The organism is Geobacillus sp. WSUCF1 (assembly GCF_000422025.1).
In the GTDB taxonomy this organism is placed as follows: Bacteria; Bacillota; Bacilli; order Bacillales; family Anoxybacillaceae; genus Geobacillus; species Geobacillus zalihae.
In genome coordinates this window covers 1-14,084 of sequence record NZ_ATCO01000101.1, presented here as the reverse complement: position 1 = coordinate 14,084, position 14,084 = coordinate 1, and the positions used below count along the sequence as shown (strand labels likewise).

Genomic DNA, 14,084 nt, shown 5'->3' with positions numbered 1-14,084 from the left:
ATCATACACAAAAGAAAGGGGGAACGCGCATTCCTCTCCCACTTACTCCCTTTGGTCGTTGAAGTGGGAGTCTCCTGCGCGAAATAGGATGAATACGAAACCATCATTTGCCCAACATAGCAGCTGTTCCTTATGACATGGAGGACAGCTGTTTTGTTTTGTCAATGCACGCGCGGCGCATCTTGCGGCCGCGTTGCACCGAGGCCTTCGCGAGCCATTTTCGCTTTCAAGCTTTCCAAGACATACAAGCCGAACATGCCGAGCAGCTCTTCATCAGTCATCTCACCAATCAGCTTGAGCACATCGCGGCGGCTAAGTTCATCTAAAATCGACATCGCCACCGCTTCGGCATCTTCTTCATCCCCGGTCAGTCGATCTTTATAGTATTCGTACAGATCGTCAATAAACTTCATCGGCATCGTCGCCTCGCTTTTTTGAGAGCGGGCTTCCTCCTTTCTTTGCAGTTGGCCGATGCAGACTTAGGGGCATCGGCAGTCCTCTCGGTTTGACGCCACAAATGCCATTGGCAACAGGGATGATTCATAGTATAATGGAAAAAATATCATTCGAAAAGCGGGGGAATTCTATGATTCGCCGGTTAACGGCCGAAGACGATCAACAAGTATTTTCGTTTTTGCGGCAAGATCCGTCGTTCAATTTATTTATCATCGGCGATATTGAGTCGTTTGGCTATGACGCCGATTTCCAAGACGTTTGGGGGCAGTTTGACGATGCCGGCTCGCTGAAGGCGGTGCTGCTCCGTTATTACGATTCCTACATTCCGTACGCGCCTGGCGATTTTGATGCCGATGGCTTTGCTCGTCTCATCCGCGAGACAGCCCCATCATCGTCCATCCAGCTGTCCGGCAAGGCGGACATTGCCAGGCAGTTCGAAGAGCGGCTGCCGCTTGGGGAGAAGCGAACGCTTTACTTTTGCGAGTGTCGGACGGATGAATACGCCCGTCAAGAAATGGGGGCGTTCGCCGTCAAAAAAGCCGAATTGGCCGATGTCGACCGGATTCTCGACTTGCGGCGCCGCATTGCCGAATTTGAAACGAGGCCGTCGTCCCGCGATATGCTGGTGAAAGGGATGGAAACCAATTCAGCTAGAACGTACTACATTGAACAAGACGGCCGAATGGTGGCCGCGGCATCGACATCAGCGGAAAACTCATTGTCGGCGATGATCGTCGGCGTCTGCACGGATCAGGAGCATCGAGGGAAAGGGTATGCCAGCACCATCGTGGCGAAGCTCGTTTGCGATTTGCTCGCTGAAGGGAAGATGCCGTGCTTGTTTTATGACAATCCAGACGCCGGCCGCATTTACCATCGCCTTGGTTTTCGCGATATCGGATTGTGGGCGATGTACCGTTAGAAGGGCGGAAGTCCCGCCAGCTTGCTTGTGTACAAAAGCAGGCTGGCGGTTATTGTCCGTCTGCGCCGTTGGGCGTGCCGCGGCGAATGTGCTCGCCGCCGTGCTCCCGCATCGCTTTTGCCTTGTCGTTGACGAGCTGTTTTTGGTCAGCGATGGAAGAAGGTGTTTGTTTTTTGTTCGCCATATCGAATCACCTCAATGGAGACGATTTAGCGCGCTGAATGAACATGTCCGCATCTTCGATCAGCCCGCAGACGCCGCATTGGACGCGGTAGCTCGGGCCGCGGTATGGGAGATGGAACGGTTCGAGCGCTTCGTTTGTGTATTCGTGCTCGATGTCGCCGGTGTGCGGATCGAGCTTGACCGCACGCGGGTGCTGCTCAATGAGATGAAACCGCGTCCGGTTCGTTTTGCAGTTTGGGCATAGCATCGGTTCCAATCGAAGCCACCTCCATCTTTATCATTTGAAAACATGGCGGCCATTATGTATCAGCAGGCCCTGTACGACCGTGTTGGTCATGAGAAGCAATGGTTGACAATCATGGTGCAGTTCGGGTATGGTAAAGGCAAAACAAAAAATATTTCACTTTTTCAGAAAATAGTGTATTATAAATGGCAAAGGGGATTTTCTATGGCTGACAAACCGCTCAGAGACCGCATTATCGACACCGCTCTTCATTTGTTTGAGAAATACGGCTACCACGGCGTGACGGTCGACCGCATCGTTGCCGAAAGCGACACATCCAAAGGCGGTTTTTACCATAATTTTAAATCAAAAGACGAGCTCTTGTACCATATCCATGATGTCTTTATCACGTATGCGCTGACAAAAGCGCAGGAGGCGTATGAGGGCTTTCCTACGCCGACCGAGCGCTTGTACGCCATCGTGCAGTCGTTTGTCAAAGTGTTTCATTTGTATAAACCACACATCACCGTGTTTTACCAGGAAAGCACGTACTTAAAACCGGAATACGCTGAACCGATCAATGAAAAGCGAGAAGAGTTCAAGCAAATCATTTTTCGGGTCATTCGTGAGGGGATTGAAGCCGGGGAATTTCGTCCGGAGCTGTCGGTGGAGATTACTGGCATGTCCATTATCGGCATGGTCAATTGGACATACAAATGGTACAATCCGGATGGTCCGCTGTCCATTGAGGAAATCGCGGCATATTTTGCCGATTTCATTTTGCATGCGGTGCTCCGCACACCAGAAAACCCAGCGGCGGCGCGGTTTTTGTTGCGGCCGGCCGCCGAATAAGTTGTTGATCGTATACAGACCAACTAGTCGGTTTCGGAAACGCTTCAAAAAATCAAAACCGTTTACACTCGTTTCCTTACTGAAACCGACTAGTCGGTTCAAATGATAGAACATTTTCTATGGGGGAGAGGGAGAACATGGATTTTTCATTGACGAAAGAACAACAAATGATTAAAGAAATGGTTCGCGACTTTGCTGAGAAGGAAATTGCCCCATACGCGGCGAAATGGGATGAAGAAGCGCATTTTCCGCTCGATGTCTTTCTCAAAATGGGCGAGTTGGGGTTGTTGGGCCTGCCGTTTCCGGAAGAGTACGGCGGCGCTGGGGGCGATACGATTTCGTACGCCATCGCCGTTGAGGAAATCGGCCGCGCCTGCGGCGGCACCGGGTTGAGCTATGCGGCCGCTGTGTCGCTCGGAGCGAGCCCGATTTACTACTTCGGGACGGAAGAACAGAAGCAAAAATGGCTTGTGCCGATGGCGAAAGGCGAGACGCTTGGCGCTTTTGGGCTCACGGAGCCGAACGCCGGATCGGACGCCGGCGGCACGCGCACGACCGCGGTGCTGGACGGCGATGAGTATGTCATCAACGGCGAAAAATGTTGGATCACAAACGCCCAATACGCGCGGCAAGTCATTGTCACAGCTGTGACGGGCAAAGATGCGCGCGGCAAAAACATCATCACCGCTCTCATCGTGCCAACGGACTCCCCAGGATTTACGATTCGTTCGAATTACGACAAAATGGGCGTGCGCGCGTCCAATACGTGCGAGCTTGTCTTTGAGAACGTCCGCGTGCCGAAAGAAAACGTCTTAGGCGACCCGCAAAAAGGGTTTAAACAGTTTTTGTACACGCTTGATGGCGGGCGCATCTCGATCGCCGCGCTGGCGGTCGGCATTGCGCAAGCGGCGTTTGAGAAAGCGCTTCAATACGCAAAAGAGCGCGTCCAGTTCGGTCAGTCGATTTCCAAGTTTCAAGCCATTCAATTTAAACTGGCTGATATGGCGATGGAAATTGAGCTTGCCCGCAACATGGTGTACAAAGCAGCCTGGCTGAAGGATCAAGGGAAACCGTTTACAAAAGAAGCATCGTTCGCCAAGCTGTTCGCCTCGGAAATGGGGTTTCGCGTCTGCAACCAGGCGATCCAAATCCATGGCGGCTACGGCTATATGAAAGAGTACGGAGTCGAACGCCACTTGCGCGACGTCAAGCTCATGGAAATCGGCGAAGGCACATCAGAAATCCAACGGCTCGTCATCGCCCGCCAACTGGGATGCTAAAAGCGGAAATGCCTGCATATCCATAACAATGAATTCGGACAAAGGGGAGGAAACGGCCGATGTTGACGGTGACTGTGGGGAAATTGTTGGAAGAGCGAGCCAGGCAATATGCGGATCGCGAGGCGGTCGTGTATGCCGACCGCGGCTTGCGTCTGACGTATCGGCAGTTTAACGACTATTGCCGCCTCGTTGCGCGCGGGTTGATGCGGCTTGGCATCAAAAAAGGGGAGCATGTCGCCATTTGGGCGACGAACGTCCCGGAATGGATCGCCTGCCAGTTTGCGACCGGCAAAATGGGAGCTGTCCTCGTGACGGTCAATACGAACTACCGCGCGGCGGAGCTTGAGTATTTGCTTCGGCAGTCCGACTCGACGACGCTCTTTTTGATTGAGCAATATCGCGACTCGTCGTATATCGATATTTTATATGAAATCGTTCCCGAGCTGCGCACATCGGCGCCCGGACAGCTGCAATCGAAACGGCTGCCGAAGTTGAAAAACGTGATCTTTCTTGGCGACAAACGGCACCCGGGCATGTTTACATGGAACGACATCTTGGCGATGGCGCACGACGTATCGGAAGAAGAACTCGATGAACGGATGGAGAGCCTCGACCCGCACGATGTGATCAACATGCAATACACGTCCGGGACGACTGGATTCCCGAAAGGGTGATGTTGACGCATTACAACATCGTCAACAACGCCCACCAAGTGGCGCAATGCATGGGACTTGGCGAAGGCGATCGATTGTGCATTCCGGTGCCGTTTTTCCATTGCTTCGGCTGCGTCATGAGCACGCTTGCATGCGTGACGGTCGGGGCGACGATGGTGCCGGTTGTGGAGTTCCATCCGAAGCGGGTTCTCGAGACGGTGGAAGCGGAGCGGTGCACGGCGCTTCACGGCGTGCCGACGATGTTCATCGCCGAGCTCAACGACCCGGATTTTGCCAAATACGATTTGTCGTCGCTGCGCACGGGCATTATGGCCGGTTCTCCTTGCCCGGTCGAAGTGATGAAGGCGGTCATCGAGAAAATGGGGATGAAAGACATTACGATCGCCTACGGGCAGACGGAAGCGTCCCCAGTCATCACGCAAACGCGCACCGACGATCCGCTTGAGCTGCGTGTCGAAACGGTTGGCCGTGCCTTGCCGGGCGTGGAAGTGAAAATCGTTGAGCCGGGCACGAACAAGGAAGTGCCGCGGGGTGTGCAAGGGGAGCTGTGCACGCGCGGCTATCATGTCATGAAAGGGTATTACAACAACCCGGAAGCGACAAATGAAGCGATCGACCAAGACGGCTGGCTGCATACCGGCGATTTGGCGACGATGGATGAAAACGGTTACTGCCGCATCACCGGCCGGCTGAAAGATATGATCATCCGCGGCGGGGAGAACATTTATCCGCGCGAAATCGAAGAGTTTTTGTACAAACATCCGAAAATTTTGGACGTTCAAGTCGTCGGCGTGCCGGATGAGGTATACGGTGAAGAAGTGATGGCGTGGATCATCTTAAAAGACGGCGAAACGGCGACCGCTGAGGAGATTCGCGAGTTTTGCCGCGGCAACATTTCCCGGCATAAAATCCCGCGTTATATCGAATTTACCGACTCGTACCCGATGACGGCATCTGGGAAAATTCAGAAATTCAAATTGCGGGAAATGGCGAAACAGCGCCTCGGCTTAACAACCTAAGCCTAAACCGCCGCGCCGGGCGGACGAACCGTCCGGCGCCGGCACCTGTACTTTTAAGAAAGGGTGAGACGATGTTTTCGAAAGTGTTGATTGCCAACCGCGGCGAAATCGCCGTCCGCATCATCCGCACGTGCCAAAAGCTCGGCATCCGGACCGTCGCCGTCTATTCCGAAGCGGATGCGGATTCGCTCCACGTCTCGCTCGCGGATGAGGCGTATTTGATCGGCAAGCCGCGCGTCGCGGAAAGCTATTTAAATATCGAAAAAATCATAGAGGTTGCCAAAACGGCGAAAGCGGAGGCGATCCATCCCGGCTACGGGCTGTTGTCGGAAAATCCAGCGTTTGCCCGCCGCTGCGAGGAAGAAGGAATCGTCTTCATCGGTCCGAAGGCGGACGTCATCGCGGCGATGGGCAGCAAAATCGAAGCGCGGCGGACGATGGAACAAGCCGGCGTGCCGATCGTCCCAGGCGTCTCCTTTGCGCTTGATAGCGCCGATGAAGCGGCCAAAGCGGCGGCTTCGATTGGGTATCCAGTCATGCTGAAGGCGTCAGCCGGCGGCGGCGGCATCGGCATGCATATCGCCCGCGACGAAGCCGAGCTGCGCCAGGCGTTTGAAGGAAGCCAAAAACGGGCGGCTTCGTTTTTCGGCGACGGGACGATGTATATCGAAAAATATATCGATCGCCCGCGCCATATTGAAATTCAGCTGCTCGCTGATTCCTACGGCAACTGCGTCTACTTGTGGGAGCGCGAGTGTTCGATCCAGCGCCGCCATCAAAAGGTGGTCGAAGAGGCGCCGTCGCCGTTTTTGGATGAGGAAACACGGCGGAAAATGGGCGAAGCAGCCGTGCGGGCCGCGCGCCATATCGGCTATGCGAACGCCGGCACGATCGAGTTTCTTGTCGATGAGCAAAAAAACTTTTATTTTCTGGAGATGAACACACGCCTGCAAGTTGAACATCCGGTGACGGAAGAAATCACCGGCATCGACATTGTCGAAGAGCAGCTGCGCATTGCCGCCGGCGAGCCGCTTCGTTATCAGCAGGAAGACATCCGCCGCGATGGACACGCCATTGAAGTGCGCATTTATGCCGAAGACCCGAACACGTTTTACCCGTCGCCCGGCCGCATTACGGCGTTTTCCGCCCCACAAGGCGAATGGATTCGTCATGAAACGGCGGTTCAAAGCGGCGCCGCGGTTACGCCGTTTTATGATCCGATGATCGCCAAACTAATCGCCAAAGGACCGGATCGGCAAACGGCGATTGAACGCTTGCTCGAAGCGCTTCGACACTATCGCGTGGAAGGGATTAAAACGAACATTCCGCTGCTTGAGGCCGTGCTGTCCCATCCGGCGTTTCAAGCGGGGGATACGACGACCGATTTCCTTTCGAAGCATTGGAAGCCAGCAAAAGCAAAATGAAGCAGAAACGGAGGAAGACACGATGACCCAAGTAACGGCAACAATGGCTGGAAGTGTATGGAAATTGTTGGTGGCTGTCGGGGATCATGTAGAAGAAGGCCAAGATGTCATCATTTTAGAATCGATGAAAATGGAGATTCCGATTGCGGCTGAGGCGTCCGGCGTCGTGAAGCACATCCACGTGCAGGAAGGAGATTTCGTAAACGAAGGCGACGTGCTTGTCGAGATTGAATAAAGGGGGAGCAGAGCATGAGCCGATGGCCGGCGAAGGTGACGATCAAAGAAGTCGGCCCGCGCGACGGCCTGCAAAACGAAGCAGCGCCGATCGCGACCGCCGATAAAATCGCGTGGATCAACTTATTGTCCGAAACGGGGCTGTCGTACATTGAGGTGACTTCCTTCGTCCATCCGAAATGGATCCCGCAGCTCGCCGATGCCGCTGAGGTCGCAGCCGGCATCGGCCGAAAAGCCGGCGTCACGTATGCGGCGCTCGTGCCGAACGAAAGAGGGCTTGAGCGGGCGTTGGCCGCGGGGATTGACGAAGTCGGCGTCTTTATGTCAGCGAGCGAAACGCACAACCAAAAAAATATTAACAAAACAATCGCTGCCACATTTCCGGTGCTGGAAGCGGTCGTGCAAACGGCAAAACAAGCAGGCAAAACGGTGCGCGGCTACGTTTCCACCGTCTTTGGCTGCCCGTATGAAGGGGCAGTTGCCGTCGATCAAGTGCTGATGGTGGCGGATCGGTTGTTGGCGATGGGGGTTGACGAACTGTCGCTTGGCGATACGATCGGCGTCGCGACGCCCAAGCAAGTGGAGGACGTGCTTGCTGAGGTGCTTCGCCGCTTTCCGGCCGGACGGATTGCCATGCATTTCCATGATACAAGAGGAACGGCGCTTGCCAACATTTTGGTGTCGATGGAGATGGGCATTACGACGTTTGACAGCTCGCTTGGCGGCCTTGGCGGCTGTCCGTACGCTCCCGGAGCGTCGGGAAACGTCGCCACTGATGATTTAGTATATATGCTTCACGGCATGGGGATTGAAACCGGCATCGATGTCGAGCAGCTGACGAAAGCGGCGTTGTTTATCCGCGACAAAATCGGCCGCCCGCTTTCGAGCCGGTATTTGCAAACGGTTGGATCATAAGGGGGGGGAGAAAACGTGAGCGCACTTGTATCGTTTGAAACACAAGAAAACGGCATCGCCATTGTGACATTAAACCGCCCGGAAGCAGCCAACGCGCTTTCTAGAGCGCTTTTGTTGGAGCTTGGTGCGCTTTTGCAAGAAATCAAATTTCAAAAAGACGTGCGCGTTGTCATGTTGACCGGGGCCGGAGACAAAGTGTTTTGCGCCGGAGCCGATTTGAAAGAGCGGGCAGGGATGAACGAAACCGAAGTCCGTCAGGCCGTCGCTTTAATCAGCAAAACGATCAACGAGGTCGAGAAAGTGCCGCAGCCGGTCATTGCCGCGTTAAACGGCTCGGCCTTTGGCGGGGGGCTTGAGCTGGCGCTCGCCTGCGACATCCGGTTTGCCGCCGACGATATCCAGCTCGGGCTGACGGAAACGTCGCTCGGCATCATTCCGGGAGCGGGGGGGACGCAGCGGCTGCCGCGCCTTGTCGGTCTCGGCAAAGCGAAAGAGTTGATTTTTGCCGCCAAACGGATTACAGCGCAGGAAGCCGAGCGAATCGGCCTTGTCGAATACGCCGTGCCGCGCGCCGAGCTCATGGATCGGGCGCTTGAATTGGCGCAGCAAATCGCTGACAATGCGCCGATAGCCGTCCGCCAGGCGAAACGGGCGATCCAAAGCGTATTCAACGTTGATTTGGAGACGGGCCTCGCAATTGAGCAGCTCGCCTATGAGGCGACAATCCCAACGAAAGACCGTCTGGAAGGTCTGCAGGCGTTTAAAGAAAAGCGGAAGCCTGTGTACAAAGGGGAGTAAGCCTGCGCTTGGGCAGGATGAGGCTGTTTGGATAAGGAAAAAGCCGCACGGAGCGCTTGTTCTGCACCGACATTGGCACGACAGCCAAAAACGGCCCCAACCGTGCTCCCGGCCGAACACGCGGGATGGAACAGCAAGATCTATCAAAACAAGGAGGGGAAACAAAGAGATGAAGGAAACAGCCAATCAGCAAGACACGCTCGCAGCGGAGCTGGAGAAAAGAGCGGCGGAAATCAAGAAAGGCGGGGCGCCAAAATATCATGAAAAAAATGCGGCCCAAGGGAAATTGTTTGTCCGCGAGCGGCTGAATTTGCTGCTTGACGATGGCTTGGAAGTGGAAGACGGCTTGTTTGCCAACTGTTTGGCGGATGGCCTGCCGGCTGACGGGGTGGTGACCGGGATCGGCAAAATCAACGGCCGCACCGTCTGCGTGATGGCGAACGATTCGACGGTCAAAGCCGGCTCATGGGGAGCGCGCACGGTCGAAAAAATCATCCGCATTCAAGAGACAGCGGAAAAACTGCGCTGCCCGATCATTTATTTGGTGGACTCGGCCGGCGCCCGCATTACGGACCAACTCGAAATGTTTCCCGGCCGGCGCGGGGCAGGGCGCATTTTTTACAATGAGGTGAAGCTGTCCGGCAAAGTGCCGCAAGTGTGCCTGTTGTTTGGCCCGTCAGCAGCCGGCGGCGCTTATATTCCGGCGTTTTGCGACATCGTCATCATGGTCGAGGGCAACGCCTCGATGTACTTGGGCTCGCCGCGCATGGCGGAAATGGTGATTGGGGAAAAAGTCACGCTCGAAGAGATGGGCGGCGCTCGCATGCATTGCACCGTCTCCGGCTGCGGCGACGTGCTCGTGAAAACCGAAGAAGAAGCGATTGCCTATGCGCGCCGTTATTTGTCATATTTTCCGTCCCATTACGGCGAAAAACCGCCGGTGGTCGAGGCGAAGCCGCCGAAATCGTTCGACAAAACGATCGAAGACATTTTGCCGGAAAACCAAAATGCGCCGTTCAACATGTATGATTTGATTGAGCGGATCATTGACGAAGGATCGTTTTGCGAAATCAAAAAACTGTTTGCGCCGGAAATCATTACGGGACTGGCGCGCCTTAACGGCCAGCCGATCGGCATCATCGCCAACCAGCCGCGCGTCAAAGGCGGTGTCTTGTTCCACGATTCGGCTGATAAAGCGGCGAAATTCATCACGCTTTGCGACGCGTTCCATATCCCGCTTCTGTTTTTGGCCGACGTCCCTGGCTTTATGATCGGCACGAAGGTCGAGCGGGCCGGCATCATCCGCCATGGGGCGAAAATGATCGCCGCCATGTCGGAAGCCACCGTACCGAAGATCTCGGTCATCGTCCGCAAAGCGTACGGCGCCGGGTTGTATGCCATGGCCGGCCCGGCGTTTGAACCGGACTGCTGCCTCGCGCTTCCGAACGCGCAAATCGCCGTCATGGGGCCGGAGGCGGCCGTCAACGCCGTTTATGCGAACAAAATCGCCGAGCTGCCGCCGGAAGAGCGGCCGGCGTTTGTCGAACAAAAACGCGAGGAATACCGGCGCGACATCGATATCTACCGGCTCGCTTCTGAATTGGTCGTTGATGGCATCGTCGCGCCGAATGATTTGCGCAACGAGCTTATCCGCCGCTTTGACGCGTATATGTCCAAGTACATCGTCTTTTCTGAGCGGAAACACGGGGTGTATCCGGTTTGAAAAAACTGGATAAACGTCCCCCTTGTCAAACGAAGAAAGATTGTGTATGATAATAATCACCAATCCGCTGCTGCGTTGTGCGTTGTAGAATGAAGTTTCAACCGATGGCAATCAAAAGGGAGTTCTACATTGAAGCGGGAATGTCATGCCCCTTATTCGTCTGCGGGGACGACAGGAACGCTTCTGCGAACACCCACCTGGTGGAGCGTGGTTGAGAAACTGCATTCAGCCGACGGCAACCGCGGCGCGGATTCACGAATGAGGAGTTGGCAAAAGAGTCCAACTGGATGCAAAACATCCGGTTGGACTCTTTTTCGTTGCGTATGTTTTCTCAAAAAGACATGAAACAATATAGTTGATTTTCCCTGTTTTCATGTTATAATCATATTTCGTGCAGGAATAATTCGTATTGAAACTATTCCAACAAGAAAGATGAGGCAAGGAGGGGGGATGAATGGAAGGAATCAGCCGGGACATCATGTACGCCGTCTTCCGGACGCAAAAGGCGCTTTACCGCCTCATCCGCGAGGACGCGGCTCGCGTCGGGGTGACAGAGGTGCAGCTGATCGTCTTATATACGCTGTTGAAAACAGAACATATTCGCCTGAATGACTTGGCGGAAAAATTAAACTTAAGCAACAGCAACGTCAGCGGCACGGTCGATCGGCTCGTCGGCGCCGGCCTTGTTGTCCGCGAGCCGTCGAAGCAAGATCGGCGCGCGGTCATTTTGAGTTTGACGGAAAAAGGAAAAGAGACAGTGTCGGAAGCGTTTGGCGAGCAGTCGGTGCTGCGCCGGCGGCTTCGCCACATTCAAGAACTCGTCTCTCCAGAGGAGATTGAACAGTTTTTGCATCTTCATGAAAAAATCAAAGCGATTTTACTCGGGGAGGAATAGACAGTGAACGTGAAACGATTGGTGGCGCTGAACATCATTGTGCTCATTTTGCTTGTCGGCGGCGGCTTTGCCGCTTACTACTATGTGAACGAAGCGACGAATTACATTAAAACAGACAACGCCCGCATCGACGGCCAGGTCATCTCGGTTGCGGCGCCGCTGTCCGGAAAACTGACATCCTGGCGGGGCGACACGGGAAAAACGTTCTCAGCCGGGGAAGAAATCGGTCAGGTGTTTGACGGCAAAACGACGGTGCCGGTGACAGTGCCTCATCGGATGACCATCGTGCAGCAAAACGCGGTCAAAGACTCGGTTGTCGCCGCGGGGACGCCGCTTGCCCGAGGGTTTGATTTGAACGATTTGTGGGTGACGGCGAACATTGAAGAGACCGATATTGAAGACGTGAAAGTCGGGCAAGACGTCGATATTTATGTCGATGCGTATCCGGACCGCAAATTCAGCGGCAAAGTCGAAAAGATTGGCAATGCGACAGCGAATACGTTCAGCCTGCTGCCGAGCTCCAATGCGACCGGCAACTACACGAAAGTGACCCAAGTGATTCCGGTCACGATTTCCATTGACAATTACAGCGGAGCCGGACTTGTGCCGGGCATGAACGTCACCGTCCGCATCCATAAGTAGGTGATGGGACATGACAACATTTGTCATTGGTTATATTGTGTTTGCCGTTTTGGTTTTGGCGGCGGTCAACATCGCGCTGCGCCGCCGCAAACCGGCTTCAGCCGCAGGGAAGGCGGCGGATGAAGCGGCGGAAGCCAACGCTCAACCGTTAGCGGAAACGAAAGCAGAGCCGTCGGCAGAAACGGATGGGCGCCCGGCCGCTCCAGCCGGGCAAGGCGGCCTCGGGGATATCGGCAGCCGCGGCAAGGTTGTGGCGACGGTCATGCTGGGCGCGTTTGTCGCCATTTTGAATCAAACGTTGATCAACGTCGCCTTGCCGCATATGATGCAAGATTTCAACGTGGAAACGTCGACGATCCAATGGCTCGTGACAGGATATATGCTCGTCAACGGGGTGCTCATCCCGATCAGCCCGTTTTTAATCGCGAAGTTTCCAGCGAAACGGCTGTTTTTATCCGGCATGTCGTTTTTCGCCATCGGCGCGTTTGTCTGCTCGATCGCTCCAACCTTTGCCGTCATGCTTGCAGGACGGCTGACGCAGGCGGTCGGGGCCGGCATCATCATGCAGCTGATGATGGTCATTATGTTGTCGATTTTCCCGCCGGAACGCCGCGGAGTGGCCATGGGGACGGTCGGAATCGCCATGATGTTTGCGCCGGCGATCGGGCCGACGTTATCCGGATGGCTTGTCGAACATTATACATGGCGGCTGTTGTTTTACGTCGTTTTGCCGATCGCGATTGTAGACATTGTGCTTGCCTCCGCCTGGCTGAAACATACGCCGCGCAAGGGCAATCCGGTGCTGGACGTGCAAGGGGCGGTCTACTCCACGATCGGGTTTGGCGGCGTTCTGTATGGCTTCAGCGAGGCCGGAAGCAAAGGATGGGGCGAGACGGAAGTCGTTGTGTCGCTTGTCATTGGCGTCTTGTTCCTGATCATGTTCACATGGCGTTCGCTCCGCTCGGAGCATCCGGTGCTCAATTTCCGTGTGTTCCGCTACCCAGTGTTTACGTTGGCGACCGTCATCGGTTCGGTCATTAACATGGCGATGTTTGCCGCCATGGTCTTGCTTCCGGTGTATTTGCAAAACTTGCGCGGCTTTACGCCGCTCGATGCCGGTTTGCTGTTGCTACCGGGAGCGATTGTCATGGCGATCATGTCGCCGACTTCCGGCTGGGTGTTTGACCGCATCGGCGCGCGGGCGCTGGCGATCGTCGGCTTGATCATCACCGCGGTCACGACGTGGGAATTCAGCAAGCTGACGATGGATACACCGTACAGCCAGTTAATTTGGCTTTATATTTTCCGCATGTTCGGCATGTCGATGCTCGGAATGCCGATTATGACGGAAGGATTGAACGCCTTGCCGCGCCATTTGTACAGCCACGGCACGGCGATGTCCAATACGATCCGCCAAGTGGCCGCTTCGCTCGGAACGGCGTTCTTGGTGACGATCATGTCCAACCGGGCCAAATTCCATGCGGACATGTACCGAAATGAGATGACGGAAAACAATCCGTTTTTCATGAGCCTTGTCGGCCAGCTGAAGCAGGCGATTCCGAGCGATGAAGCGGTGGTGCAGCTGCTGTATGGGCTCGTGCAGCAGAGATCGACTGTCGAAGGGATTAACGACGCCTTTTTCGTCGCCACCGGCTTGACGGTATTGGCGTTAATGATGGCGTTTTTCTTAAAGGGAAAAAAGCATAAATCGCCATCAGCGTAAACAAAGGAAGCGGCGCAGAAGCCGCTTCTTTTTTTTGTTTTATGCCATATGGACAACAATGTTCTTGCTCCCTTTTTGCACACATATACATTATAAAGACAAGCGGATGACAAAAGAGGGGGGG

The 14,084-nt window shown here is 54.8% G+C and carries 14 protein-coding genes, 1 other RNA gene and 1 pseudogene; 13 read left to right on the top strand and 3 right to left on the bottom strand.

The features are described 5' to 3' along the window. Positions 1 to 161: 161 nt before the first annotated feature. Entirely contained in the window at positions 162 to 419 is a 258-nt protein-coding gene (locus I656_RS06070) for a DUF6154 family protein (protein WP_020755517.1), read from the bottom strand. Between the two features lie 167 nt (positions 420 to 586). Between I656_RS06070 and I656_RS06075 the strand changes: the two genes are divergently transcribed. After that, positions 587 to 1,375, top strand: a complete 789-nt coding sequence (locus tag I656_RS06075) for a GNAT family N-acetyltransferase (RefSeq protein WP_033005911.1) — start codon at positions 587 to 589, stop codon at positions 1,373 to 1,375. Positions 1,376 to 1,424: 49 nt separating this feature from the next. Here I656_RS06075 and I656_RS19740 read toward each other — a convergent pair whose 3' ends face one another. Beyond that, positions 1,425 to 1,559 carry a hypothetical protein gene (locus tag I656_RS19740; protein ID WP_020755515.1) on the bottom strand — a complete coding sequence of 45 codons (135 nt, stop codon included), beginning with the start codon at positions 1,557 to 1,559 and terminating at the stop codon, positions 1,425 to 1,427. Positions 1,560 to 1,565: 6 nt separating this feature from the next. Continuing rightward, the gene (locus tag I656_RS06080; protein WP_013145420.1) at positions 1,566 to 1,814 is read right to left on the bottom strand and encodes a hypothetical protein; all 249 of its coding nucleotides are present in this window, start codon (positions 1,812 to 1,814) and stop codon (positions 1,566 to 1,568) included. Positions 1,815 to 2,006: 192 nt separating this feature from the next. Here I656_RS06080 and I656_RS0115890 point away from each other — a divergent pair, with 192 nt between their 5' ends. From I656_RS0115890 to I656_RS06125, 12 genes and pseudogenes are all read left to right on the top strand, one after another. Further along, on the top strand, positions 2,007 to 2,633 hold the full coding sequence (locus I656_RS0115890) for a TetR/AcrR family transcriptional regulator (RefSeq protein WP_013145419.1): 627 nt from the start codon (positions 2,007 to 2,009) through the stop codon (positions 2,631 to 2,633). Positions 2,634 to 2,770: 137 nt separating this feature from the next. After that, positions 2,771 to 3,913: an acyl-CoA dehydrogenase gene (locus I656_RS06085; protein ID WP_033005908.1), complete on the top strand. Its 1,143-nt coding sequence runs from the start codon at positions 2,771 to 2,773 to the stop codon at positions 3,911 to 3,913. Positions 3,914 to 3,972: 59 nt separating this feature from the next. Then, positions 3,973 to 5,606: pseudogene (locus I656_RS0115885) on the top strand (AMP-binding protein). Between the two features lie 71 nt (positions 5,607 to 5,677). Continuing rightward, positions 5,678 to 7,030 (top strand): acetyl-CoA carboxylase biotin carboxylase subunit, encoded by a 1,353-nt coding sequence (gene accC, locus I656_RS06090; RefSeq protein WP_020755510.1) that lies wholly within the window; start codon positions 5,678 to 5,680, stop codon positions 7,028 to 7,030. Continuing rightward, on the top strand, positions 7,005 to 7,265 hold the full coding sequence (locus tag I656_RS06095; RefSeq protein WP_223810938.1) for an acetyl-CoA carboxylase biotin carboxyl carrier protein subunit: 261 nt from the start codon (positions 7,005 to 7,007) through the stop codon (positions 7,263 to 7,265). The genes accC and I656_RS06095 overlap by 26 nt, the downstream gene beginning before the upstream one ends. 14 nt (positions 7,266 to 7,279) lie before the next feature. Next, entirely contained in the window at positions 7,280 to 8,179 is a 900-nt protein-coding gene (locus I656_RS06100) for a hydroxymethylglutaryl-CoA lyase (protein WP_014195718.1), read from the top strand. 15 nt (positions 8,180 to 8,194) lie between these two features. Next, the gene (locus tag I656_RS06105; protein ID WP_020755509.1) at positions 8,195 to 8,977 is read left to right on the top strand and encodes an enoyl-CoA hydratase; all 783 of its coding nucleotides are present in this window, start codon (positions 8,195 to 8,197) and stop codon (positions 8,975 to 8,977) included. A 169-nt stretch (positions 8,978 to 9,146) separates the two neighbouring features. Beyond that, positions 9,147 to 10,700: an acyl-CoA carboxylase subunit beta gene (locus I656_RS06110; protein WP_020755507.1), complete on the top strand. Its 1,554-nt coding sequence runs from the start codon at positions 9,147 to 9,149 to the stop codon at positions 10,698 to 10,700. 63 nt (positions 10,701 to 10,763) lie between these two features. Then, a non-coding RNA gene (gene ssrS, locus I656_RS18030) (6S RNA) lies at positions 10,764 to 10,952 on the top strand. Between the two features lie 202 nt (positions 10,953 to 11,154). Further along, positions 11,155 to 11,595 (top strand): MarR family winged helix-turn-helix transcriptional regulator, encoded by a 441-nt coding sequence (locus tag I656_RS06115; RefSeq protein ID WP_020755504.1) that lies wholly within the window; start codon positions 11,155 to 11,157, stop codon positions 11,593 to 11,595. Positions 11,596 to 11,598: 3 nt separating this feature from the next. Next, on the top strand, positions 11,599 to 12,237 hold the full coding sequence (locus I656_RS06120) for an HlyD family secretion protein (protein WP_020755503.1): 639 nt from the start codon (positions 11,599 to 11,601) through the stop codon (positions 12,235 to 12,237). A gap of 10 nt (positions 12,238 to 12,247) precedes the next feature. Continuing rightward, on the top strand, positions 12,248 to 13,960 hold the full coding sequence (locus I656_RS06125; RefSeq protein WP_020755501.1) for a DHA2 family efflux MFS transporter permease subunit: 1,713 nt from the start codon (positions 12,248 to 12,250) through the stop codon (positions 13,958 to 13,960). The last annotated feature ends 124 nt before the right edge of the window (positions 13,961 to 14,084 follow it).